Source organism: Clostridium sp. (assembly GCF_018372875.1).
In the GTDB taxonomy this organism is placed as follows: Bacteria; Bacillota; Clostridia; order Clostridiales; family Clostridiaceae; genus Clostridium.
On sequence record NZ_JAHAIF010000043.1, the window covers coordinates 1 to 24,669 of the forward strand.

Below are 24,669 nucleotides of genomic sequence, written 5' to 3' on the forward strand. Positions count from 1 at the left end.
GTGTTTAAGTACAAATAATATCTAAAGGTTATTCGTAAAATAGGAAAAAAGGAGCTGTCGCTAACGGATTTTATTCCGCTAATGCGACAGCTCCTTCTTATATGATAAAATTTACTTAAAGATGTATTGAGGAGGTTTTTATATGGATAAGAATTTAAAGTGGGTTAATGAACAAAAAATAATTAGAACAATTAAAGCTTTAGAGAAAAATAATATGAATGGTTACTTAGTTGAAAATGAAGAGGAATTAATAGATAAAATTAAAGAAATAGTTTCAGAAGGTTCAATGGTAGCGTGTGGTGGTTCTATGTCTTTATTTGAAACAGGGGTAATAAATCATCTAAGAAGCAATAGATATAGGTTTCTAGATAGATATAAGGAAGGATTAACAAAAGAGGAATTAGTGAAAATTTATAAAGAAGCCTTTTTTGCAGATGCATATTTTTCTAGTAGTAATGCCATAACAGAAGATGGACAACTATATAATGTTGATGGGAATGGAAATAGGGTAGCAGCTTTATTATATGGACCAGAAAAAGTAATTATCATATGTGGTATTAATAAGATAGTTCCAACATTAGAGGATGCTATAAAAAGGAATGAAACAATAAGTGCACCAGCTAATGCAAAAAGATTAAATAAAAATACTCCTTGTACAAAGGTAGGATATTGCATGAACTGCAATAGTAAAGAAAGGATATGTAGTGAGTACACTGTTATAAAAAGACAAAGTATAAAAGGAAGAATACATGTTATATTTTTAAATAAAGAGGTAGGATATTAAAATTGTATCAAAAAAGGAACCATTTAATACATATATATTATAAAAGCATCTTTATGAGAGGATGGTATATATGTTTGGAATGTTTCCTTTTATGTTTAATAATAGTCCTATGAATAATAACAATAATAATTTTAACTATGGAAGTATATTAAATAGTTTGCTAAATGATGATTTTATAAATGGAATGGTTGATCAACTTTTATCTAGTGATTTTGTAAATAATATGGTTGATGATTTGATGAATGAGGATGCTTATGATATATCAATAAAAGATTATGGCCCATATTATTTGATAAAAGGATATTTGCCAGGATTAACTCCAAAGGATGTAAATATAGATTTTGAGAAAAATAAAGCTATATTAACCATTAAGAAAAAGCAAACATATTCAAATGGTAAAAATGTAAGAATGACAATAATTCAAACTGGTGGAGACTTAGTAAAAACATTCTATGTAGAAGAAATAGATGTGACAAAATTAAAAGCATCGTTTGATAATGAGTTATTGTTGTTGACATTACCTAAGAGAAAACAGATACAATCTAAGGATGCTGTTGTAGAAGATGATTCTCCAACCATTATAGATGTAGATAATTATAAGGTAGAATAAAGTGAGTTTTAATCCTCCTTTGTGGTAATATATTAGTATGTTACCACAAAGGAGGATATTTTTATGAACATTTCAATTATTGCAGTAGGAAAGTTAAAAGAGAAGTATTTAAAACAAGCAATTGAGGAATATTCAAAGAGGCTGAGTAGATATTGTAAGTTAGAAGTTATAGAGTTGCCAGATGAAAAGACACCAGATAATGCATCAGAAAAAGAAGAACAACAAATAAAAGAAAAAGAAGGTAGATTAATTCTATCTAAGATAAAGGATAATTCTTATGTAGTTGCCATGGACTTAAAAGGTAAGCAAATAACTTCTGAAGAGTTTGCTTCGTTTATATCAAATTGTGGTGTTACAGGAAATTCAAATATAGTTTTTATAATTGGGGGAAGTTTAGGTCTATCGGAAGATGTAATTAAAAGGGCAAATTATAAGCTATGCTTTTCAAAAATGACATTTCCACATCAACTATTTAGAGTGATGCTTTTAGAGCAAGTATATAGGGGATTTAGAATTATAAATAATGAACCGTATCACAAGTAAAGGAGGTTTTTACTAAAAATGGATAATGAAAAATGGTATAAGTAATAATATACATGTTTAAAAATAATGCCTATTGTAATATAATTAGAGTAATGAGAATTATGTATTTAAGGGAGGCTTTATTTATGGGACAATTATGTAAAATATGTGGAAAAATATTAAATCGCTCTCAATATAATAAGGATGGGACATTAAAATCTTGTCCAAGGTGCTCAACTGAAAATGGAGAAGAGCATGTTTATTATTCATATCCTGATGACTTTGGAACAACTCCAAAGAGAGCATCAGGCAATAGACCAGATGGACCACAGAGCCATTGTGAAAGTTGTAGATTCGAAAAGGATAGTTATCCTAGAGGAATTTTGTGTAGTGAAGTAGATAAATAAGTTTAATATCATATAAATAACCTTTGAAAAATCAAAGGTTATTTATATGTAAGAATAAAAATTTAAAAAACATATGTTCTAATGGTCTTTTTAAGTTATACTTAAATATATAATACTTTGGAGGAACAATATGAAAAAGAATAAAATATTATTAGCAGCACCAGTGTTAAAGTGGGTAGGTGGAAAAAGACAGTTAATGGGTGAAATAGAAAAAGTGTTACCCAAAACATATACGACATATTATGAACCATTTATAGGTGGTGGAGCAGTATTATTTGAGTTGCAACCTAAAAAAGCTGTTATTAATGATGTTAATAGTGAATTAATAAATTTATATAATGTAATTAAAGATGATGTAGAATTATTAATAGAAGATTTAAGAAAACATGAAAATACATCAGAATATTTTTATAGAATTAGAGAAATGGATAGAGATAGAGAGTTATATGAAAAGTTATCTAACATTGAAAAAGCATCAAGAATAGTTTATTTAAATAAGACATGTTTTAATGGATTATTTAGGGTTAATAAGTCAGGTGAGTTTAATTCACCATTTGGTAAGTATAAAAACCCTAACATAGTAGATGAAGTAACTCTTAGGGCTGTAAGTAAGTATTTTAATAAAGCTGATATAAAAATTTTAAATAGTGATTTTGAGCAGAGTTTAAAAGGAATAAGGAAAGGTTCTTTTGTATATTTAGACCCACCATATGACCCAGTTTCTAGTAGTGCTAATTTTACTGGATATGATAAGGGGGGATTTAATAGGGATGAACAAATAAGACTAAAAAAATTATGTGATAAATTAGACAAAAAAGGTGTTAAATTTTTATTATCAAATTCTGCAACAGACTTTATTAAAGATTTATATAAGGATTATAATATAAAAGTTGTTAAGGCTAAACGAGCAATAAATTCTAATGGTAATGCTAGAGGGGAAGTAGATGAGGTGTTAGTGAGAAATTATGAGTAAGAGTAAAAATGATATAGCATGGGAATTTTTGTTTAATAAATATAATATAATTTCCGAGGTCGAAAGAAGTGGTAAATTTGAAATTACATCAAAACAAATTAATGAAGTAAGAGAAGCTAGATTGATGACTAAATTTGACCATAAAGTAAATTTACCTAAAGTTTTTGCTGATAACAAACTTTCAATATTACCAATTACTAGAGGAAGTTATATAATTTCTAAATTTGAAGCATATAGTAGCTTTGAAAATATAAATCCGGAAGTTGTCAGAGTACAATTTCCGGAATATATTACTAGTATAGATTATGAAAACATCAGTAGTGAAGCTATGGCAATTAATTGTGCATATGTTTCTGGAATAATACATGATTTCGTAGATGATGATGAAATAGTTCCAACAGTAAGTGGAAGAATGAGTTCAGATTTATTTAGCTTCAAAATCAAAGATATTAATAGTGATGAGATGGAAGTTGAGGTTGAAAATTCTCAAATAGAAATAGATGGTGGTTATGAGGGAGTCAAAACTTTAAGTTTAATTGAGGCAAAAAATTCACTTTCGGATGATTTTATAATAAGACAGCTTTATTATCCATATAGATTATGGAGTAATAAAATAGATAAAAAAGTAAAACCAATATTTATGGTTTACTCTAATGGGATTTATAATTTATATGAGTATGAATTTAAAGATAAAGAAAATTACAATTCATTAGTATTGGTAAAGCAAAAAAACTATACAATTGAAAATATAGATATAGAAATAAATGATATTATAGAAAAGTTTAATAATACAGAAGTTGTGGACGAGCCTGAAATACCATTTCCACAAGCAGATAGCTTTAATAGGGTTATTAATTTATGTGAATTATTATATAAAAATGAAATGACTAAGGAAGAAATAACTGTAAATTATGATTTCAACCCTAGACAAACAAACTATTATACTGATGCAGGAAGATATCTTGGTCTTATAGACAAAAAAAGAGGAAAAGATGGAGTAAAATTTTTTTTGACGGCAGAAGGAAGAAATATATTTAAATTAAGATATAAAGAAAGACAGTTAAAATATGTTGAATTAATATTTAAACATAAAGCTTTTAGAGAATGTTTTAAGGAATGCTTAGAATATAGTGAGATTCCAGCTAGGAAAGATGTTGTAAGAATTATGGAAGAGTCAAATTTATATAAAGTTCAAGCGAATAGTACATATGAAAGAAGGGCTTCAACAGTAACTGGATGGGTTAATTGGATAATAGAATTAACTAAGATAGTATCAGAATAGAATTTTAAATATATATTATTATATGGAATGATAAAAACTCTTACTTGTATTTATATATACAGGTAAGAGTTTTTATATTTAGAAGGGAGAGTACAGAGTGAAAAAAGTTTATAAAGAAAGTCAACTATTAGAGGTGAATAATATACCATCAGAAGTAATTGAAAGAATGAAAGCAATAATAGATATACTAAATGAAAATTATGGAGATAATAGGAATATAGAATCTGATTTAGGTGGATATGTAGTTATAGTAGAAAATATCGTAGATATCAAAATAATGAAACAAGATAAATTACAAGGTTTAATACCAGAATATACTGATATAATTGAATGTAGTGAAGGAGTTAATTGGACTTCTTCACTATTTTTGCTTTCAAGTGATTTTGCAATAGTAGTAGTAACAACAGAAGAACTTTCTAAGTTCCTAATAGAATAAGGGAGAGAGGTTGAATAACATGGGTAAGAAGAGTGAAGAAAAGATAATCAAGGAAACTAAATACTGTAAGATAATAAATCAAGGAAAAGTTGGAGAAGGAGAGTACACATACTCAATAGAGAAAATCTACATCAAGGAGCTAAAGAGAGATGAAGTAAGATTCTGTGTCTACAAGGCAACTAGAAGAGGTGATGAAACATATATTCCAAGAAGTCTTGATGTAACAGAACTAGAACTAATAGAGCTAATAAAAGAGTCAATAAGAGAGAAAGTATTTTCAGAAGGATTCATTGAAATGCTAAAGCAAGAAATAAATAAAATCTAAAAGTCTTAATTGCTATAAGGAGAGTGATTAAGACTTTTTCTATTTATATAAAACTATAGAAAGAGGGAGTATAAATGTTTAATAAAGATAATGTGTTCATTGCAGTTAATGAAGAAGTTTCTTTAATAATTCAGCAATATATAATAAGAGAAATTAAGAAGGTATTAGATAAATATAAGAGTATAAAAACAGAAGAATTAAGAAGTGTAGAAAAATTAATAAACAGTATAAGTAATAAAGAACTAAAAGAAGAATTCTTAAATAATTGGAGTATGTCCGTAAAGTTAGCAAAAGAAATTGGAGATAATGAAGTTGATGATAGGATAATTTCTATGTACCAAACTATGAAAGGGAATGGATTAGAAGATTTATCAATAGATTATGTTATTAATTGGTGTAATGAGTTAGATGAACAAGGTTATGTAATGCTTGATGATTATAGCATAATTTATAAAAGTTCAGATAACTTAAGAGATATTGCAATAGGACTATTAGATGAACTACTTGATGATGCGATTTATGTTAATTCCTTAATAGATAAGGACTCACTAGTTGAATATTGGATAGAGCAAACAAGTAAAGAAGATGTAATAGATGACTTAATTAGAGGAAGTAATATTGAAGAACTATTAGGACTTGCTCCAGAAAACATATATGAAGATGAATATAATAAATATTTATATTCTGAAATAGATTGTTAAGAGGTTATATCTTAGTTAATAAGGTATAGCCTTTTTTACTTTTAGATAAAGATGAAAGGCTAATAATAAGGAGATAAAAGAATATGTTTAATAAAAATAATAGGTATATGACGAGAGGGATTAAAGAAACATTGGATATTTCATTACAGATGATGTTATGGAAAATGGTTGATGATTTAAAAGAAAGCAAAGAAATAGAGTTAGATTATCTACAAGTATTTAAGATAAGAAGAAGTAATGAAGAATTAATAATAGATCATACACAAGAAGTATCAGAATATAAGAAAATCTATACATTTAATAAGTTAAGTAGCTTAGTAGAAGAAGATTTAAAAATATTCATAATTGATGAGAATGATTATAATATCATGCTTTTAGCAGAAGAGTATTGATTAAAAAGTAATGATAAATGAAGATTGTAATAATTTAAGAAATAGGAGGAGAAAGTCATGGATATAGTAACAGTAATAAAGGTACTTGGAACAGTATTAACAGTTGTGGCAACTTCAATAGAAGCAACAACTAAGAAGTAGTATGAAATAAGGTATCATCACAATTAATAAGAATAATAAATTAATTGTGATGATATTATAACAATAAGCTAATTTTTTTTATAACAATAATAAACTACTAGAAAATATCGTTGTAATAGTAGTGTCGATGTAACGATAGTGACGATATTTTCAGTTAGAATAAGATTGAGGAGAAAGAATAGAAGAAGTCTAAGTAAAGATGTAATTTATCTTGAACGTAGAGTAAATAGAAAAACTGTAACTACAATCAATCTAAGTACATCTAAAAAGCAACGTTAACACATCAGAAAACAGATATTTTAGAAAATGTGAATAAATGTAGCCATAGGAATGAAAAACTGCGAAGAGAGGATAAATTGAATGTTTTCTAAATAAGATGGTAAGCAATAAAGAAAAATCAGTAAATAATAGCTTCATAACATTACAACCTAGGATAACAAGGCATGAAAGACCATGTGAGGTTGAAGGTACAGGAAATCCTAGGCTCAATAATTCCACTTGAAATCAAGGATAAGTCATAACAAATAATATGTGATAGGAAAAACTAAATTCACTCAAAAATAAAAAGAATTGAAATGATAAAACATAAAAATAATGAAACTTGGGACTAGGGAATAGGAACTAAGGACTTGGGACTTGGAAATAGTAACGGGGGGATAGGGGGGCTAAAGCCTTATAATAAAATAAGAATTGAAATAGATTAATAAAAATCTATTTCAATAAAAATAAAATAATAAATATAAAATAATAAGAATAATTATAAATAAAAATAAATGATTAATAAATTTCAATAATAAGTAATAAATAGATACAATAAGATAAATAAAATATAATCAATATATAATGATATAATCAAGAAGACATAATAACTATATCAATTAATACAAATAGAATTAATAAAATCCAATAAATCAATAATAGATAATAAAATAATAATAGAAGTAGATATAAATATAATTTATCAATAAGAGAAATATATAAAAAAAACAAATATGTAAGAAGGTAAAAATCAAGAAAGTAAGAATCAATAATAATAGTAAAAATAAAGGCATGAAAAAAGAATAGAGAATAAATTAATAAGAAGTTATAATAAATATACCAATTGACATCAATAGAGTTAATAAAGTCTAATAAATTACAATAGATAATAAAATAATAACAATAGAAAGAGATAAAAATCTAATCTATCAATAAAGAGAAATACATCAGAAAGCAACAATAACATACTAGAAAGCAGAGATTTCAGAAAGTGAGAATAAATAATAACACTCAAAATAAAAACAACAAAGAAAGACTAAATCAACTGTTTTAACTTATGTAATGAAATATATATTATAAATCTGATAAAGAGTTAATGTTTCTAATAGAAGAAGCATTAACTCTTTTTATATTTTAGGAGGAGTAGATATGAATAAGTCGGATTATAATGGAGTATACGAAGAGTTAGTCGAATTACTAGGATTAGAAAATACATTAAAAATACATAAACATTTCAGAGGGCAACAAGTGAACTTTCCAATGAGATTATATTCTAAAGAGTACATAGAAGAATATCTTATAAAAAATTACAATGGTAAGAACTTGAAAGAATTATCTAAGAAGCTAGATTACACAACTAATTGGTTGAGGAAGATGTTAAATAAGATTGAATTTAGTTAAAGTAGTATTGGATTGATAGAGGTTGTAAGTAGGTCTAATTTAGGTTGAATAGCAGTAAAGAAAATCAATAAGTTGGACGTAAGGACATATTAAATTTCTAAATAGAGGTAAAAAGAGTTACATAAAAAGAGAATGTAAGTAAGAAAAGAGTGAAAGCTCTATGCGACCATACGTCCAAGAGCAATGAAATCAATAATTGAAGAAAAAGGTAATAAGTCCTAAATAGAACCAGAATCAACACCAAGATGTATAATTCCCGTAAATCCCGCAAACCCATAAAAAAATAATAGGTCTATAATAAACAGGAGAAAAATAAATAAGTTTTTTATAACAATAATAAAATCTTACGGGATTACGGGGAAAACGGGGAAGTAAGATGCATCCAATAATAAGATCGTAATAAATGATTGGGGGGAAAGGGGGTAAAGTAGTAGGGCTAAATAAAATTAAAAAATAAAAATTTATTTTTTATAAATAAAACTTTTTATTTACTTATCTACCTTTACCCCTTACTATCCAAGAATAATTGTAATAGAAAATATCGTCATAACCGTAGTTGCGATAGTGTCGATATTTTCAGTAGAAATAAGTTAATGATTATAGGAGAATAAAAATGAATATAGATAAAGTAAATAAGATAGAACAGGTTGCTATATACTGTAGAGTTAGTACAATAGAACAAGCAGAGGAAGGATATAGTATAGATGAGCAAGAAAGACTTCTAAGAGATTGGTGTAATAGAATGAATTACTCAGTTTATAAGGTATATTCAGATAGAGGAATAAGTGGTAAAGATATAAAAAATAGACCAGCATTAAAAGAACTTCTAAATGATGCACAAGATAAAAAGTTTCAAATGGTAATTTCTTGGAAGATTAATAGAATTAGTAGAAAGCTTTCAGATGTTCTAAAGATAGTAGATGTATTGGAACAGAATAATATAGCTTTCAATTCTTATTCAGAGCAGTTTGATAATAGTACTCCAGCAGGAAAAATGCAATTTCAAATGATGGCATTGATAGGAGAGTTTGAGAGGGGTACTATAGCTCAAAATGTAAAAATGGGAATGTGTGCAAAAGCAAAAGCAGGAGAATGGTGTGGTGGAAGAGTTTTAGGGTATGACTTAGTTCCTATGGAGAATAAAGAAGGAACTAAAAGAGGAAAAACTAAATTAACTATTAATGAAATAGAAGCAAGGTCAGTAAGATTAATCTTTAATGAATATGTTAATGGAAAAGGATATAAGGCTATTACCAATCAACTAAATAAGTTAGGTTATAAGACTAAGAAAGGTAATGATTTTTCAGTAGGTTCAATAAGAGAAATTCTAACTAACCCAGTATACATAGGAAAAGTTAGATACAATGTAAGACAGAACTGGTCAGAAAAGAGAAGAAGAAACATCAATGCTAATCCAATAATAACGGATGGAGTACATGAACCTATAATAGATGAAGTGTTATGGGATAAGGTACAAGCAATCATGGAGAGTAAGAAAGGTAAACCTTCAAGAATATATGATGGTGAATATCCACTAACAGGAATACTAAGATGTCCTAAATGTGGAGCTGGTATGGTGATTTCAAGAACTACTAATAAGTTAGCTGATGGAACTAAGAAGAGAATAGCTTACTACTGTTGTGGAGCATGGAAGAATAAAGGTACAAGTGTATGTAACTCTAATACAATAAGAGTTGATAAAGCTAATGAATATGTATTTAATAAGATTTCAGAATTACTTTCTAATGAGAAAATGGTTAAATCTATAGTAAATAACATTAATAAAGAAAGACATAAAAAGATAAGTCCAGCTAAGAAAGAGCTAGAAAGAATAGATAAAGAACTTGAAAAGATAGATAGGAAGAAAACTAAACTTTTCGAGGCATATGAAGAAGAACTAATATCTAAGGAAGAGTTCAAGGAGAGAAAAGATGAGCTAAATAAAAGAGCAAAAAGTCTTCAAGAGGAAAAAGAACCATTACTAGTAACCCTTTCAGATGATGTGAGTGAAGAAATACCGTATGAATTCGTAAGGAGCATACTAGAGAATTTCAGTAAGGTGCTAACAGAAAGTGCAACTAGAGAACAACAGAAGAAATTACTTCATATGATAATATCAGAAATAACTATAAATGAAACAAGAGAAATAGACTCAATAAAACTAAAAATAAATGATAGCTTGGTTGACTATATAAGTAAGGAAGAGGGAGTATCTATAAAGGATGCTCCTTCTTCTTTTATGTTAAGAAATGTTGGAATGAGTGTATTGAACTTGGATATTGCTATATAAAGTATAAATTTAATAAAAATATATAATATTGATACAATTACCAATAAATAGTATAATTTTATTGTGTGAAAGTATTTATATTTATCGTATAAATAGGAATTTGATATCTAGAGAGATTAATAATTAAATTGAAAATAAAGGAGAACATATATGGATTTAGGAGAAATATTAGGAAATATATCATTTAGTGCAATATTAATTTTAGGTATGATGTACATATTTTATTTAATTATTAAAATAGCAGTAAGACAGGCTATAATAGCTCTTTTACCTAAAATAAAATCAGAATTTAAAGAATATATTATAGAAGTGATGAACGATAAGAAATAAATACTTTAACTTTAGAATTATTCATATAAATCTAATAGATAAATTTCAGTTTGTATAATAGATAAAAAACCTCACTTACTACCGATACGGAGAACCATACCATAAATAAATGAGGTTTATAGTATTAAGGATTGATATAACTGGATTAAGGCTAGTTTTATAAGTTAAAATATCGTATCATAAGTAATTAAGTAATAATGTATTTATAAAATAAGTTGTAATAAATATAGAGAGATTTTAAATATTAGACAAATAGGAATTTGACCGGGAGGAGTAATATAATGCAATATATCTTAATTCATGGACTTGGGTAAGATTCATCAAGTTGGAATAAAACACTTTCCTACATGATGAAAGAAGAGCAGGTTATTTGTCCAGAGTTATCATTATTTGTTAAGGGGGGAGATATTTCATATGAAAATCTATACAATGCTTTCTCCGAGTATTGCGATAATATTTCAGAACCATTAAATCTATGTGGACTTTCATTAGGTGCAGTTCTTGCATTAAACTATGCTATAGATAACCCTGAAAAAGTTAAGTCATTGATATTAATAGCAGCACAATATGAAATGCCTAAAGTATTGCTTAAACTTCAAAATATTATTTTTAGTTTTATACCAGAGTCCTCTTTTAAAAATATGGGAATGAAGAAGAAAGACTTTATTAAATTAACAAAATCAATGATGAGTTTAAATTTAAGTGAAGAAGTATAATAAAAGCAGAGATACAGTATATAAAAAATCTTGGACATGAAGTAAACATTGATGCTCCAAAAGAATTAGCAGAAATACTTAATGATTTTTACAATAGACAACAATTATAAAATTCTAGGGTACAGTTTGTTGATGATATTATTGAAGATCTTAGAGAAATAAAGCTAATAATACAATTAAAATATAGTATTATTCAAAGAATAAGATAAGTTATTTGTTTAGTAGGTAATTATTTTAAGTATTAAAATTTATATATGTTTATTTTTATAAAAATTTGATATAATATAAATAAGAAATGAAGATAATAAAAAAATAGGATGTTGGTAGCACCCTATTTATACAATTCTAGTTGCTTAGGCAACTGGTATCACTAGAATTTTTAGTTTATAAAAAATAGTAGCTGACCAATTCGACCTGGGGCTACTATTTTTTTGACATTTTATCAATAAGTAACACTATAAATGTTAGTAGTGCTAGTAAAAATAATCCTGCCTGAAATAGTAACATTAAAGTATCGTTACTCACATGTATCACCTCCTTTCACAAGAAAGGTGGATGATACCAGTAGCCCACATTCAACTGTTAAATTGTACTTTGAAATTATACCATAATTATGTAGAATATATACACAAGAATAAAATGGAAAAACCTCATTTAGAGTAGTTACGGAGAACCGTATCAGTATTAAGTGAGGTTTTTACTGATGTGATTAAATATATATTATAAATCTGATAAGAGAGTTAATGTTTCTAAATAGAAGGGACATTAACTAGTTTCTATAGGATTAGGATGGATAAATCAGATTACAATGGAGTATATGAAGAATTATTTGAATTACTAGGAAGAGAGGTTACATTAAAAATAAATGAATATTTCAAAGGTCAACAAGTAAACTTTTAAATAGTATTATATTCTAAAGAATACATACATAAAATCATTGTTTTTTGCTTTTTTTGTTTTTATTGACATTCCAATTTAGATAAACCATAATAAAATTATGAAAACGTTGTTGAGGTGGAGGGAGGGATATACTTGGGAAGAAAAGATAATATTTATAATGAGTTAAAGAATTTAGATAATGGGCAAGGAGTAACTACTATAACAATAGCTAATTCTCTAGGGTTGTGTAGAGCAAATGTAAGTAGTGATTTAAATAAACTTTGTCAAGAGGGAAAAGTAACAAAAAAGGTTGGGAAACCAACTGTATTTATGGTATCGAATAAAAAATATAATGCTGATAGTATTTTAGACCTTTTTGCTTCAAAGAATAAAAGTTTATATAATGCTGTTGAACAAGCAAAAGCTGCTATTTTATATCCACCAAATGGAATGAATATGCTTATATTAGGAGAAACAGGGGTAGGTAAATCTATGTTTGCAAGTCTTATTCATTCTTATGCATTGGAAGTGAAGAGGTTTAGTTCTGATGCTCCATTTATAATTTTTAACTGTGCAGATTATGCTAGCAATCCTCAATTACTAATATCTCAATTATTTGGATGTAAGAAAGGTGCATATACAGGTGCAGATACTGACAAAATTGGATTAATAGAAAAAGCCCATGGTGGAATATTATTTTTAGATGAAGTACATAGATTACCTCCAGAAGGTCAAGAAATGTTATTTACATTTATGGATAAAGGTATATTTAGAAGATTGGGAGAGACAGAAGTAGAGCGTGAAGCAGAGGTTTTAATTATTGCAGCAACAACAGAGGATCCTAATACTACTTTATTAAAGACATTTACAAGAAGAATACCAATGACTATTCATATTCCTAATATAAAAGATAGGACTATAGAAGAAAGATATAATCTTATTAGTACATTTATGAGGGAAGAGTCTGGAAGGTTAAATGAGAAGATAAAGTTATCAGTCAACTCTATTAAAGCATTATTGGTATATGAGTGTACTAATAATGTTGGTCAATTAAGGGCTGATATTCAATTGATATGTGCTAAGGTATATGCAAGCTTTATTTCAGGCAAAAAGAAGGAAATGAGTATTAATAGTTTAGATTTACCTGAACATATAAGAAAAGGATTATATGAAGATATAGAGCATAGACAGTTATGGAGTAAATTTATAGAAATAAATAAAAAATACTATATATTTGATAAAAGTGAGGATGAAATAATTTTTGAGGATTACAAGGATGACAACAGTATATACGAGAAGATCAATATAAAGTACCATGAATTAAAAAGTAAGGGTATGAATGAAGAAATAATTCAAGATGCTATGAAGAATGAAGTAAAAGAGTATTTTAAAAAGATTGAAAATACATTTGACAGTTCTAAATTAGAAAGTTTTATAAATAAAGAAATAATTAAAGTGATTAAAGAAATAATCGAGTATAGTGAAAGAAATCTTGATAGAAAATTTAGTGATAAAGTATATTATGGTATGGCGGTTCATATTAATAGTTCAATAGAGAGGGTAAGGTCAAATAAGAAAATAACAAATCCTCAATTAAATAAAATAAGAACAGAAAATGAAGAAGAGTTTAATATTTCTTTAGATTGTTTGAGAATAATTGAAAAAGCACTAGATATAAGGATGCCTATAGATGAGGCGGGATTCTTAGCTATGTTCTTTTCTTATGATAATAAAGTAGAAATTAATAAAGATAAGGAAGTAAAGATAATTGTTGTAGCACATGGTGCAGAGACAGCAACTTCAATGGCAGATGCAGCTAATTCATTATTAGGGAGCAAGTATGCAATAGGTATAAATGCACCTATAAATGAAAAACCTGAAGAGGTGTTAAGAAGAATAAGAAGATTTATAAGGGATAGGAAGATATCATCTGATATTTTACTATTAGTTGATATGGGGTCATTAACAACCTTTGGAGGGGAAATAGAATCGGAATTTAATATTAGGGTTAAGATATTTCCACTAGTAAGTACGCTACATGTTATTGAAGCAACAAGAAAAGCTATTTTAGGATGTAGTTTAGATGAAATTTTATTAGAAACTTTAAGGGTTAATGAGCTATATAAAGAGGATATTGTTGATATTTCTGATAATATAATTAAAGATAATAAAAACAATAAAAAGTTAGCAATTTTATGTATATGTACTACTGGTGAAGGTGGGGCTCAAAGTATAAAGGGATTATTAAATGATAATTTAAATTATGATAAAAATCTAATTGATATTTTAACATTAAACTTAGTTGATAGTAAATCTATAGAAGATAGGATTAGAAATTTGAAGGATAATTATGATTTATTGGCAATTATAAGCTCCTTTGAAGTAAATATAAAAGTACCTCAATTTGATTTGCAAGATATATTTATTGAGAATGGTATATCAAGAATACAAAAAATCATAGATATTGAAACAACATATATAAAAATGAATGATACCTTAAGGATGCATTTAAAGAAAATAGATGGAGATAAAGTATTAAGGGATATAAAGGAATTTAATAACAATATTCAAGAATCTTTAAACGAAAGAATAGAAACTAATAGATTAATAGGTATAACATTACATATAGCTTGTATGTTAGATAAGGCACAAAGTAATATAGAATCTGAAGAGTTTATTGATAAAGATAAATTTATTAAAGGCAATGAAAAACTGTATTGTATAGTTAAAAGAGAATGCGAAACACTTGAAGAAAAATACGAAACACATATTAATACAAATGAGATATGTTATATAATGAGTTTTTTTAAAGGAACTTTTAAGGAGCGTTAAAGCTTGAAAACTCCCTATGTTAGGGAGTTTTTTTATTTAACGAAACAAGAAGGTAAATGAGTTTTGGCACGGTTATTGCTATAGATATAGGCATAGAAAAAATTTAAAAGTAAGGTGGTATGAAAAATGGATTATCAAGAAATAATATTTGGACTAATAGTGAATGCAGGAGATTCAAGGAGCAATTCTATGAAAGCCATTAGACTAGCTAAGAAAGGTAAGATAGAAGAAGCTAAAGAAACTATAAAAATATCTGAAGACTGTTTGAATAAAGCTCATGAGATTCAAACATCTTTAATTCAAGATGAGGCTGCAGGAAAAAGAGCAGAAGTTACATTATTAATGGTACATGCTCAAGACCATTTAATGAATGCAATTACAATTAAGGATATTGCAATAGAACTAATAGATACAAGAGAAGAGTTAGAAAGTATTAAAAATATAATTAAGTAAAAATATAAGATTTTTTTAGGAGGAATTATCATGAAAAGAATAACATTAATTTGTGCTGCAGGAATGTCAACTAGCTTATTAGTAACAAAAATGGAGGAAGTGGCTAAGAAAAATAATTTGCCTGTATCAATTATAGCTATACCACAATCTAAGTTCGAAGATTATGAGGATAAAACAGATATTCTTCTATTAGGACCACAAGTAAGCTTTTTATTTGAAGACTTTAAAGAAAAATATGAGCCAAAAGGAATTAGAGTAAGGGTAATAGATAGTGCAGATTATGGAATGATGAACGGAGCTAAGGTTCTAAAAGCAGCACTAACAAAATAGAAAATTTTAAATTGGAGGAATTACAAATGAATAATAAAACTATTCAAGAAAAGGTACAACCAATTATTAATAAGATTACTACAAATAGATATTTGAAATCTGTGTCAGATGGTATTGCAAGTATATTACCAGCAATTATAGTAGGGGCAATTTTTACTCTTTTAGCTAATCTTCCAATTAGTTCATATCAAGAGTTTTTAACAAGTTCCGGATTAGGACAAGTATTGAAGTTGCCAATAACTTTTACTACAGATTTAATTGCTTTATATTCAGTATTTTTTATTGGTTATAAGTTAGCTGAAAGTTTTGAAGGTAATGGGGCAATAGCAGGATTACTTTCACTTGTTTCGTTTTTTGTAGTTACGCCACTTGTAGTTGCTGAAAAAGTAAAATTTATATCATTTGAGTGGCTAGGAGCAAAAGGTTTATTCGTTGCAATTATTGTAGGATTAGTGGCATCAAGATTATATGTTGCAATTATTAAAAAGGGTATTATTATTAAGATGCCAAATGGAGTACCACCAACAATTAGTAGTTCATTTACAGCTTTAGTACCAGCATTTATAGTAATTCCATTTTTCTCAGTTGTTGCAATGATATTCAGCAAAACTGATTTTGCAAGTGTACATGGATTTGTATATAAATTTGTACAAACTCCATTAGAAGGATTGGGTGGAACATTAACTTCTCTAATTATAGTAATGATTGTAGCACATGTATTATGGTTATTTGGTATCCATGGAATGATGGTATCAATGTCAATAATGATGCCAATATGGACATCACTAAATATTCAAAATTTAGAAGCCTATAATAGTGGGGAACCACTACCAAACATAATTTGTAGTGCATTCATAATGGTTTATGTATTAGTCGGAGGATCAGGAGGAACCTTAGGATTAAATTTATATATGTCTTTTAAAGGTAAAAGTAAACGTTATAAAACATTAGGGAATTTATCTTTACCAGGAAGTATTTGCAGTATAAATGAACCATTAATATTTGGTACGCCAGTTATTATGAATCCGAAGTTAGCTATACCTTTCGTAGCGACACCAGTTGTATGTACAATTATAGCTTATTATGCAACTTATTTTGGATTTGTTCCAAGATTAATGGGAGCAGCCCTTCCATTAGGTACTCCAATAGGAGTAAGTGGATTCTTACAAGGTGGTTTCTCAGTAGTTGCATTACAAATGATTCTAGTAGTAGTTTCATTCATTATATATTTACCATTTGCTAGAAGCTTAGATAAAGAGGCTTATGAGCAAGAGCAGAAGGAATCTGATGATGAAGTAGATTTTAGTGATATAGATTTTGATTAATAAATAAAAAATTATTATAGAAATATAAGTGTAGTTAACTATGAGGAGGAGAGAGATGAGTAAATTGAATATGTTTCCAGAAGGATTTTTATGGGGGGGAGCTGTAGCAGCTAACCAATGTGAAGGTGCATGGAATATAGGTGGCAAAGGAGTAAGTACTGCTGATGTAGCAACAGCTGGTGCGTTAAATGTTAAGCGTGAATATACAGAGGGAATAATTGAAGGAAAGTATTATCCATCACATGAAGCAATAGATTTTTATCATAGATACAAAGAGGATATAGCACTATTTAAAGAGATGGGATTTAAGTGTTTCAGAACATCAATTAACTGGACAAGAATATTCCCTAAAGGTGATGAATTAGAGCCAAATGAAGAAGGGTTAAAATTTTATGATGACTTATTTGATGAATGTAATAAGAATGGAATAGATCCTGTTATTACGATCTCACATTATGAAATGCCATATCATTTAGTTGAAAATTATGGAGGATGGAAAAATAGAAAGCTTGTAGATTTTTATTTAAACTACTGTAAGGCAATTTTCACAAGATATAAGGACAAGGTTAAGTATTGGATGACATTTAATGAAATTAATATTATAACATTGCATCCATTCATTCCAGCAGGAATAAGATTTAAGGATGGAGATAATAAAGAAGAGATTATTTACCAAGCAGCTCATCACCAACTTGTAGCTAGTGCAAAAGCGGTAAAGTTAGGGCATGAAATAAATCCAGATTTCAAGATAGGTTGTATGATGGTATATCCATTAGCTTATGCTGAAACATGCAATCCTAATGATGTTAGAGCTACTCAGGAGAATATGAATACTCATTATTTCTTCTCGGATGTTCATGTAAGAGGATATTATCCAAGTTATATGAAAAAGTATTTTGAAAGAAATAATTTAAATATAGTTATGGAAGAAGATGATGAAAAAGCGTTAAGAGAAGGAACAGTTGATTTTATTGGTTTTAGTTACTATATGTCACTTGTTGTAAGTACAGATGAAAAGAATAAGGAAAAAGCTTCAGGAAACATGATGGGAGGAATAAAAAATCCTTATTTAAAGTCATCAGATTGGGGTTGGCAAGTTGACCCAGTAGGATTAAGAATTTCTCTAAATAATTTATATGATAGATATCAAATTCCATTATTTATAGTTGAAAATGGTTTAGGAGCTGTGGATAATGTAGAAGAAGATGGCTCAATAAATGATGTTTATCGAATTGAATACTTAAGAAAACATATCACTGAAATGAAGAAGGCTGTAACTATAGATGGTGTAGATCTTATAGGATATACTCCATGGGGATGTATAGATTTAATTAGTGCAGGAACTGGTGAAATGAAGAAACGTTATGGGTTTATTTATGTGGATAAGGATAATGAAGGAAAAGGCACTTTAAAGAGATCAAAGAAAAAGTCTTTTTATTGGTATAAAAAAGTTATAGAAAGCAATGGAGAAATACTATAATAATTTTAATGTAGTTGTAGCATTAAAGTATAGACTATGTAAAGAATTTTGTGTAAAATAAATAAAATCTACTCCTTATTAATAATAATTGGGATAAAATATTTTTACAAGGGTCAATGTAATTTAGATAAGATTTGTTTAATAGTTAAGTCACCTAAAAAATATAAAAATATTCTTAGGTGACTTTTAATTTTATCACACGATTGAATTTATGCTACTTTATAAAGGAAGATTACTGAAGATTTGGAACGGATTTTTCTAGTGTCTATCCATCCTTTTCTTACAGGCAATATGTTCTTTTGGATTAAAGCTTCAATATCTAGTGGGGTGTGTCTAAAAAAAGTATTTACAAATGTGGATGGAGTTAGTAAAGTTTACTAATCCAATAGCATATTTTAGTTCTCTAAATGATGTCTCTATTGCCAACTTCATATGATAAAGTTCCTTTATCATATCTACGCCAAATTCTTTTTCATATAAATTAGTTATTATAGTTTCATAGAAGTTTCAAGTGATAATTTACGATTTCTAACAAAACCCTTATTAGGATTTTTAGCAAAAGATTCAGGTTCTTTTACCATTTCTTTGATAATTGAATTTAATTTTGCTTTAACATAATCACAATATTTAGCTATTAGTAATCCCCCTAAAAATTTATATATTTAAGAAGTTTAACCACTTTTTTCTAAATATTTGTCAAGCTTTTTAGCAGAAAAGAGCAAGGTATTTTTAATTCCATACTCTTTGCTTTACAGTAATGTTGTTTTATTAAATTAATGATATTGGGGCTAAATCAACTGTTTTTATTGATGTGATTAAATATATATTATAAATCTGATAAAAGAGTTAATGTTTCTAATGAAAAAAGCATTAACTCTTTTTATATATAGAGAGAAATATTAAGAAAGGAGTAAGTATAGTTAAGTAGTTAAGAATTACAAAGTTTAATTAAAGGAGCTGTCGCTAACGGATTTTATTCCGCTAATGCGACAGCTCCTTATATTTTTATACTTGGTAAAAAATATGTTATTAAAACATAAAGTATGTTAAAAAATTTTACCTTTATTTACATTAACTTGATATTTAGGATTATTTTAATATGGTAGTATGATACTTGTAAATATTTACGGGAATTTAATAAGATTATTTTACAGGAGGAATTATGATAAGAAGAAAATTATATAGAAGTAAGATATTTTCTTTAGTGTTAGCTACATTATTATGCTTAAATCCAATAAAGGCTATAGCATTAGATTTTCAAGATTCGCTAATTGAAAATACAAATGATAAATTGATAAGATTAAGTGAAGTAAAAGATAAAGAATTATTAATTACAGAAATATTACCTGATTCTTCTAATGTTAATGGATCAGATGCTTATGAGTTTATAGAAGTTTATAATAACTCAAATAGAGAACTAAACCTAAAAGATTATAAGTTATATTATAATTATCCTGATAAGGGTGATGGAAGTGATGTTTTATGGATAGACATAAATAATGATGTTAAAATACAAAGCGGTGAGGCTATTGTATTTTGGATTAAGAACGAAAAAAATAATCACTTAACAGTAGATGATTTTAATAAAAAGTTTGATACAAAATTAGAACTTAATACAAATATATTTGAATTGTACAATGGAGGAATGGCTAATAGTGGAGCAAGAGCTTTAAGATTAACTACAAGTGTATATGAACAAGTAGATTTAGTATCATATAACATGGATGGAGTAAAAGATACATCAGCTGATAAATCTATAAAATATAAGTATGATGATGCATCAAATAAAAGTATCATGATATCCAATAATTGCAAACCAGATCCTGGAATTGTTAATGATGAAGATAAACCAACAAAGGTTTTAGTTAATAAACCAGAAAATTTACCAGTAGTAGAGAATATGACATCAGATACATTTACAGACGATGAAGGATTAATTTTTAAAGTTAATGCAACATCTGAAGAAACTAATATTAAGACAGTTAAATTAAGTTATAAAAGTAATAAAATGAATGAATATGAAACGTATAACTTATTAAAAGGTGAGAATAACATATTCACTAAAGAAATATCTAAATATGATTTAATTGGTAAGGCATATTATGATTATTATTTCGAGGTTAGTGATGGGTTTGAAGTAGTAAAAACTGATGTAAAAAGAATAACCAATCTTGAGTTAGATGATTCCAACATTAGATTTAATATTAATGAAAATGAGTTTTTAAATGGAGTTAAAAATGTAATTACTACTGGTGAGGAATTACTAATAGATGGGGAAAATAAAACATTAGATTCAGTTTCTTCAATAGAAAATAATGCTAAGATAGTATTTGATATTAAGGAAACAGACGTGTTTTTTAAAAATGCAGTAGCAATAGGAGATACAGTACTTGGTATATTTAATGAGGGCACTTATGATAATTGGGATACTGTAGCTTTTGATGTAGATCCTACTTATTTCAAAAAAGGAGAAACTATTCAAATAGATATTCATGCAGGAAATAAAGCCAATGCTCTAGAACATAATGAAGAGAATAATGATGACTTTGTTACTAAGAATATTAGATTAGTTTTACCAGATGGAACTATATTAAGACCAAAAGGATATGAGAATCCTGAAGAAGTAATACAAATGGGAGACTCAGATGGAAAAGTTGAAGTACTAAATGCAGTATTTAGCCCAAGTAATGATTCCTTTAATGCTTTAAGATATGAATTAAACACTATTGAGCTTGAGGATGGAGAGCATAGTTTAAGCGGTGTAATAAATGAATTAAATGAAAGAGAAGATGTAAAGTTTTTAGTTGATAATACTGCACCAGAAATATTTACAAACATAGAGAATGAAAAAGTGTATAAAGGAACTAATACAATAACAGTAGATGCAAAAGATGATATTTCGGGGATGAATGATGTAACAGCTAAGTTAGATGGAAGAAATATTGAATTACCATATGAATTTAGATCACTTGAATTGTCACCAGGATATCATACATTAATAATAAATGCACGTGATAATTGTAATAATGAATCAATTAAGGAAGTTAAATTTATAATTCCAGAAGAAAGTGCAGAAATAGGTTTAGAAATTAAGCCAGGAAATGGAGAAATATTAGATTCAGATCCAATATTCTCAATACATGTTAAAGACAGCACAGATGATATTATGACAGTTGATTTTAAAAAGGGAGAAAGATACGTTTTAGGAGATAGTAATATATCTAAAGCGGAAGGTATTAGCCAGACTTCAGGAACTAGTGATTTAGCGTTTACTGAAGGTTCTGCAAATGGATTCCCATATGAAGCATTTGATATTGAGTTAAGTGATGATGTAAATGAAAATGCAACAATTAAGGTAGAGTGGACAGGTGTATCAAACAATTTAAAAACAAAAATGTATGTTTATAATTATTTTACTGGAGCGTTTGATATAGTTTCAACGGAAGATGAGATTATTGAAAATGAAATTAAATTAACGGGAACAGTTTCTTTGCAGAATCATTTAAGAGATAATAAGGTTAGAATTATGGTTCAAAATGGTGAGGGACATACTCCAAATCAATATGAAGCAGGTACATCAGCTAATGCAACAGAAAATACAAGCATTACAACAAGTAATGAAAATGATTTAGATAGAAATCAATACGACTTTACATTTGCAATAGAAAGTGACACTCAATATTATAATGAAGATACACCAGATAATGATAATATTATTGGTAAATATGAGCATCAATTAAATATACATGATTGGTTAATTGCAAATAGACCTAGAATGAATATTCAATATTTATTCCATAATGGAGACATTATTGATGATTCAGGAATGATTTCTCAATGGGAAAATGCTGATGCCGCATATAAGAAATTAGATGATGCTAACTTCCCTTATGGAATATTAGCTGGTAATCATGATGTTGATCATTTAACAAATGATTATACAAATTATAGTACTTATTTTGGTGAAAGTAGATTTTATAATAATCCATGGTATGGTGAGAGTTATAAGGATAATAAAGCACATTATGACTTAATAACTGTAGGTGGCATTGATTTTATAATGATGTATGTCGGATGGTCTATTGGAGATGAAGAAATAGAATGGATGAATAAAGTTTTACAGCAATATCCAGAAAGAAAAGCTATATTGAATTTCCATGAATATCTACTTGCAAGTGGTGGTTTAGGTGAGGAGCCACAAAGAATATTTGATGAAGTAGTTGCTAATAACCCTAATGTATGTATGGTTTTATCAGGGCATTATCATAATGCACAAACTGTAGTAATTGAATTTGATGATAATAATGATGGTGTAAATGATAGAAAAGTTTATCAGATGTTATTTGATTATCAAGGTTTACCAGAAGGTGGTATGGGTTATATAAGATTAATGCATTTTGATTTAGATAACCAAAAGATAATATTTAGAACATATTCACCATCACTTGATGATTATGATGCAAAAGACACAGTTGCAGGTGGGGATACTATATTAGGTGAAGAAACGTTTGAAATTCATTTTGCTGAATTAGGAATTGAGCCTAAACAAAAAGTGATTGAAACAACTAATTTAGATATAAATGTATATACTGATAAGGTAATTGGTACAGTAAGTGGTGTTACAAATGACTCAGATATATCATATACTTTAAAAAATGCTGAGAATGGTGTATATGGATGGTATGCTGAAGTTAAAGATGATTTTGGTGGACTTTCTAGAACTAATGTAAATTACTTTACTGTAGATAAGGATATTGTAAAACCAACAATTACGTTACCAAAAGAAAATGAGTTTCCAGTAGAATACGAGTTTAACCCTATGGATGGAGTCGTAGCAACAGATGATAGAGATGGAGATATAACATCTAAAGTTGTTGTTGAGGGAACTGTAGATACAAGCAAGGAAGGAAATTATACAATTGTTTATAGAGTAAGCGACAATGCTGGAAATTTGACAGAAGTATTTAGGGTAGTAACTATAAAGAGAATTGAAAAACCTAATAATGGTGGAAACAATGGAAGTCATGGTAATAGTAGTGATAACAATAGTAGCAATACTGGAAATTCAAATGATAATGTAAACAATGAAAATAATAGTCCTAAGAATTCCAATAATAAATTACCACAAACAGGTGATAATGATTTAATACATTTAGTAGTTTCAGGATTATCTGCTATTGTATTAGGATTATATATTTTAAAGAAAAAAACGACTAATTGTAAAATGAAATTGAATTAATAAAAAATCCATAGTGGATTATTCTGTGTTATGATTTAATCGCTAAACAAAAACATACACGGAGGATAATCACTATGGATCACTCAAATATTAACACAGAATCACGCAAAAATAAACACTTAAATTTTTCAGAAGGTATGACTATAGAGCTTCGCTTAAAAGATGGATTTTCAGCATATAGGATATCTAAAGAACTTGGCAGATCAATAAATACTATTCTAAATGAAATACGTCGTGGTACGACTACTCAAATAAAGCAAGGAAACCATATTGAAGTATACCTTGCCGATACTGGCGAAGCGGTATATAAAAAGCATCGTTGAAATTCTTGTAGCAATTTTAAACTATTAGAATGTAGTGACTTTATTAAGTACACTGTAGACAAAATCACAAAGGACTCATGCTCCCCAGATGCTTGTGTTGGGGAAGCTATCGCTACCGGTAGGTTTAATCGATCTCAAATAGTTTGTACCAAGACACTGTATAACTATATAGATCTTGGATTTATGGATGTAAAGAATACAGATTTACCAATGAAATTACGTAGAAATACAAAGTGTACT

21 protein-coding genes and 1 pseudogene are annotated in these 24,669 nt (G+C 27.8%); 21 read left to right on the plus strand and 1 reads right to left on the minus strand.

Annotated features, from left to right (window positions below; translation table 11 throughout):
* The first annotated feature begins 142 nt into the window (after positions 1 to 142).
* The 14 genes from KIB46_RS12540 (at position 143) to KIB46_RS12605 (ending at position 11,568) form a co-directional block, all read left to right on the plus strand.
* A complete protein-coding gene (locus KIB46_RS12540) occupies positions 143 to 784 on the plus strand; it encodes a lactate utilization protein (RefSeq protein ID WP_156561439.1) in 642 nt (213 codons plus the stop codon).
* A gap of 70 nt (positions 785 to 854) precedes the next feature.
* Positions 855 to 1,394, plus strand: coding sequence for an Hsp20/alpha crystallin family protein (locus KIB46_RS12545; RefSeq protein WP_291672300.1), 540 nt, complete (start codon positions 855 to 857; stop codon positions 1,392 to 1,394).
* 63 nt (positions 1,395 to 1,457) lie between these two features.
* Positions 1,458 to 1,937, plus strand: coding sequence for a 23S rRNA (pseudouridine(1915)-N(3))-methyltransferase RlmH (gene rlmH, locus KIB46_RS12550; protein ID WP_156561437.1), 480 nt, complete (start codon positions 1,458 to 1,460; stop codon positions 1,935 to 1,937).
* Positions 1,938 to 2,062: 125 nt separating this feature from the next.
* Positions 2,063 to 2,323, plus strand: a complete 261-nt coding sequence (locus tag KIB46_RS12555; protein ID WP_195949583.1) for a hypothetical protein — start codon at positions 2,063 to 2,065, stop codon at positions 2,321 to 2,323.
* 130 nt (positions 2,324 to 2,453) lie between these two features.
* Positions 2,454 to 3,296 carry a DNA adenine methylase gene (locus KIB46_RS12560; protein ID WP_195949584.1) on the plus strand — a complete coding sequence of 281 codons (843 nt, stop codon included), beginning with the start codon at positions 2,454 to 2,456 and terminating at the stop codon, positions 3,294 to 3,296.
* Positions 3,289 to 4,578, plus strand: a complete 1,290-nt coding sequence (locus KIB46_RS12565; protein ID WP_195949585.1) for a transcriptional regulator — start codon at positions 3,289 to 3,291, stop codon at positions 4,576 to 4,578. Before KIB46_RS12560 ends, KIB46_RS12565 begins: the two co-directional genes overlap by 8 nt.
* 97 nt (positions 4,579 to 4,675) lie before the next feature.
* Positions 4,676 to 5,014, plus strand: a complete 339-nt coding sequence (locus tag KIB46_RS12570) for a hypothetical protein (RefSeq protein ID WP_195949586.1) — start codon at positions 4,676 to 4,678, stop codon at positions 5,012 to 5,014.
* A 19-nt stretch (positions 5,015 to 5,033) separates the two neighbouring features.
* Entirely contained in the window at positions 5,034 to 5,339 is a 306-nt protein-coding gene (locus tag KIB46_RS12575; protein WP_291672308.1) for a hypothetical protein, read from the plus strand.
* Positions 5,340 to 5,413: 74 nt separating this feature from the next.
* Positions 5,414 to 6,040, plus strand: a complete 627-nt coding sequence (locus KIB46_RS12580) for a hypothetical protein (RefSeq protein WP_291672310.1) — start codon at positions 5,414 to 5,416, stop codon at positions 6,038 to 6,040.
* Positions 6,041 to 6,123: 83 nt separating this feature from the next.
* Positions 6,124 to 6,432, plus strand: coding sequence for a DUF960 family protein (locus KIB46_RS12585; protein ID WP_087326177.1), 309 nt, complete (start codon positions 6,124 to 6,126; stop codon positions 6,430 to 6,432).
* 1,548 nt (positions 6,433 to 7,980) lie between these two features.
* A complete protein-coding gene (locus KIB46_RS12590) occupies positions 7,981 to 8,232 on the plus strand; it encodes a Mor transcription activator family protein (RefSeq protein ID WP_049178067.1) in 252 nt (83 codons plus the stop codon).
* A 613-nt stretch (positions 8,233 to 8,845) separates the two neighbouring features.
* Positions 8,846 to 10,522, plus strand: a complete 1,677-nt coding sequence (locus tag KIB46_RS12595) for a recombinase family protein (RefSeq protein WP_291672314.1) — start codon at positions 8,846 to 8,848, stop codon at positions 10,520 to 10,522.
* A gap of 150 nt (positions 10,523 to 10,672) precedes the next feature.
* Complete coding sequence (locus KIB46_RS12600) at positions 10,673 to 10,852, plus strand: hypothetical protein (protein ID WP_195951753.1); 180 nt, start codon at positions 10,673 to 10,675, stop codon at positions 10,850 to 10,852.
* Between the two features lie 347 nt (positions 10,853 to 11,199).
* Positions 11,200 to 11,568 carry an alpha/beta fold hydrolase gene (locus tag KIB46_RS12605; protein WP_291672316.1) on the plus strand — a complete coding sequence of 123 codons (369 nt, stop codon included), beginning with the start codon at positions 11,200 to 11,202 and terminating at the stop codon, positions 11,566 to 11,568.
* Between the two features lie 423 nt (positions 11,569 to 11,991).
* On the opposite strand, the gene KIB46_RS12610 is transcribed toward KIB46_RS12605, so the two are convergent.
* Complete coding sequence (locus KIB46_RS12610; RefSeq protein WP_035294721.1) at positions 11,992 to 12,093, minus strand: putative holin-like toxin; 102 nt, start codon at positions 12,091 to 12,093, stop codon at positions 11,992 to 11,994.
* A 507-nt stretch (positions 12,094 to 12,600) separates the two neighbouring features.
* Between KIB46_RS12610 and KIB46_RS12615 the strand changes: the two genes are divergently transcribed.
* From KIB46_RS12615 to KIB46_RS12645, 7 genes and pseudogenes are all read left to right on the plus strand, one after another.
* A complete protein-coding gene (locus tag KIB46_RS12615; RefSeq protein WP_156561436.1) occupies positions 12,601 to 15,279 on the plus strand; it encodes a sigma-54-dependent transcriptional regulator in 2,679 nt (892 codons plus the stop codon).
* Between the two features lie 126 nt (positions 15,280 to 15,405).
* Positions 15,406 to 15,732, plus strand: a complete 327-nt coding sequence (locus tag KIB46_RS12620) for a PTS lactose/cellobiose transporter subunit IIA (protein WP_156561435.1) — start codon at positions 15,406 to 15,408, stop codon at positions 15,730 to 15,732.
* Between the two features lie 30 nt (positions 15,733 to 15,762).
* Positions 15,763 to 16,062: a PTS sugar transporter subunit IIB gene (locus KIB46_RS12625; protein WP_156561434.1), complete on the plus strand. Its 300-nt coding sequence runs from the start codon at positions 15,763 to 15,765 to the stop codon at positions 16,060 to 16,062.
* 26 nt (positions 16,063 to 16,088) lie between these two features.
* Positions 16,089 to 17,387 carry a PTS transporter subunit EIIC gene (locus KIB46_RS12630; protein WP_156561433.1) on the plus strand — a complete coding sequence of 433 codons (1,299 nt, stop codon included), beginning with the start codon at positions 16,089 to 16,091 and terminating at the stop codon, positions 17,385 to 17,387.
* 55 nt (positions 17,388 to 17,442) lie between these two features.
* On the plus strand, positions 17,443 to 18,867 hold the full coding sequence (locus tag KIB46_RS12635) for a 6-phospho-beta-glucosidase (protein ID WP_156561432.1): 1,425 nt from the start codon (positions 17,443 to 17,445) through the stop codon (positions 18,865 to 18,867).
* A gap of 1,162 nt (positions 18,868 to 20,029) precedes the next feature.
* The gene (locus tag KIB46_RS12640; RefSeq protein ID WP_291672325.1) at positions 20,030 to 24,106 is read left to right on the plus strand and encodes an immunoglobulin-like domain-containing protein; all 4,077 of its coding nucleotides are present in this window, start codon (positions 20,030 to 20,032) and stop codon (positions 24,104 to 24,106) included.
* Positions 24,107 to 24,180: 74 nt separating this feature from the next.
* Positions 24,181 to 24,669 (plus strand): annotated as a pseudogene (locus tag KIB46_RS12645) (helix-turn-helix domain-containing protein); the annotation flags it as partial.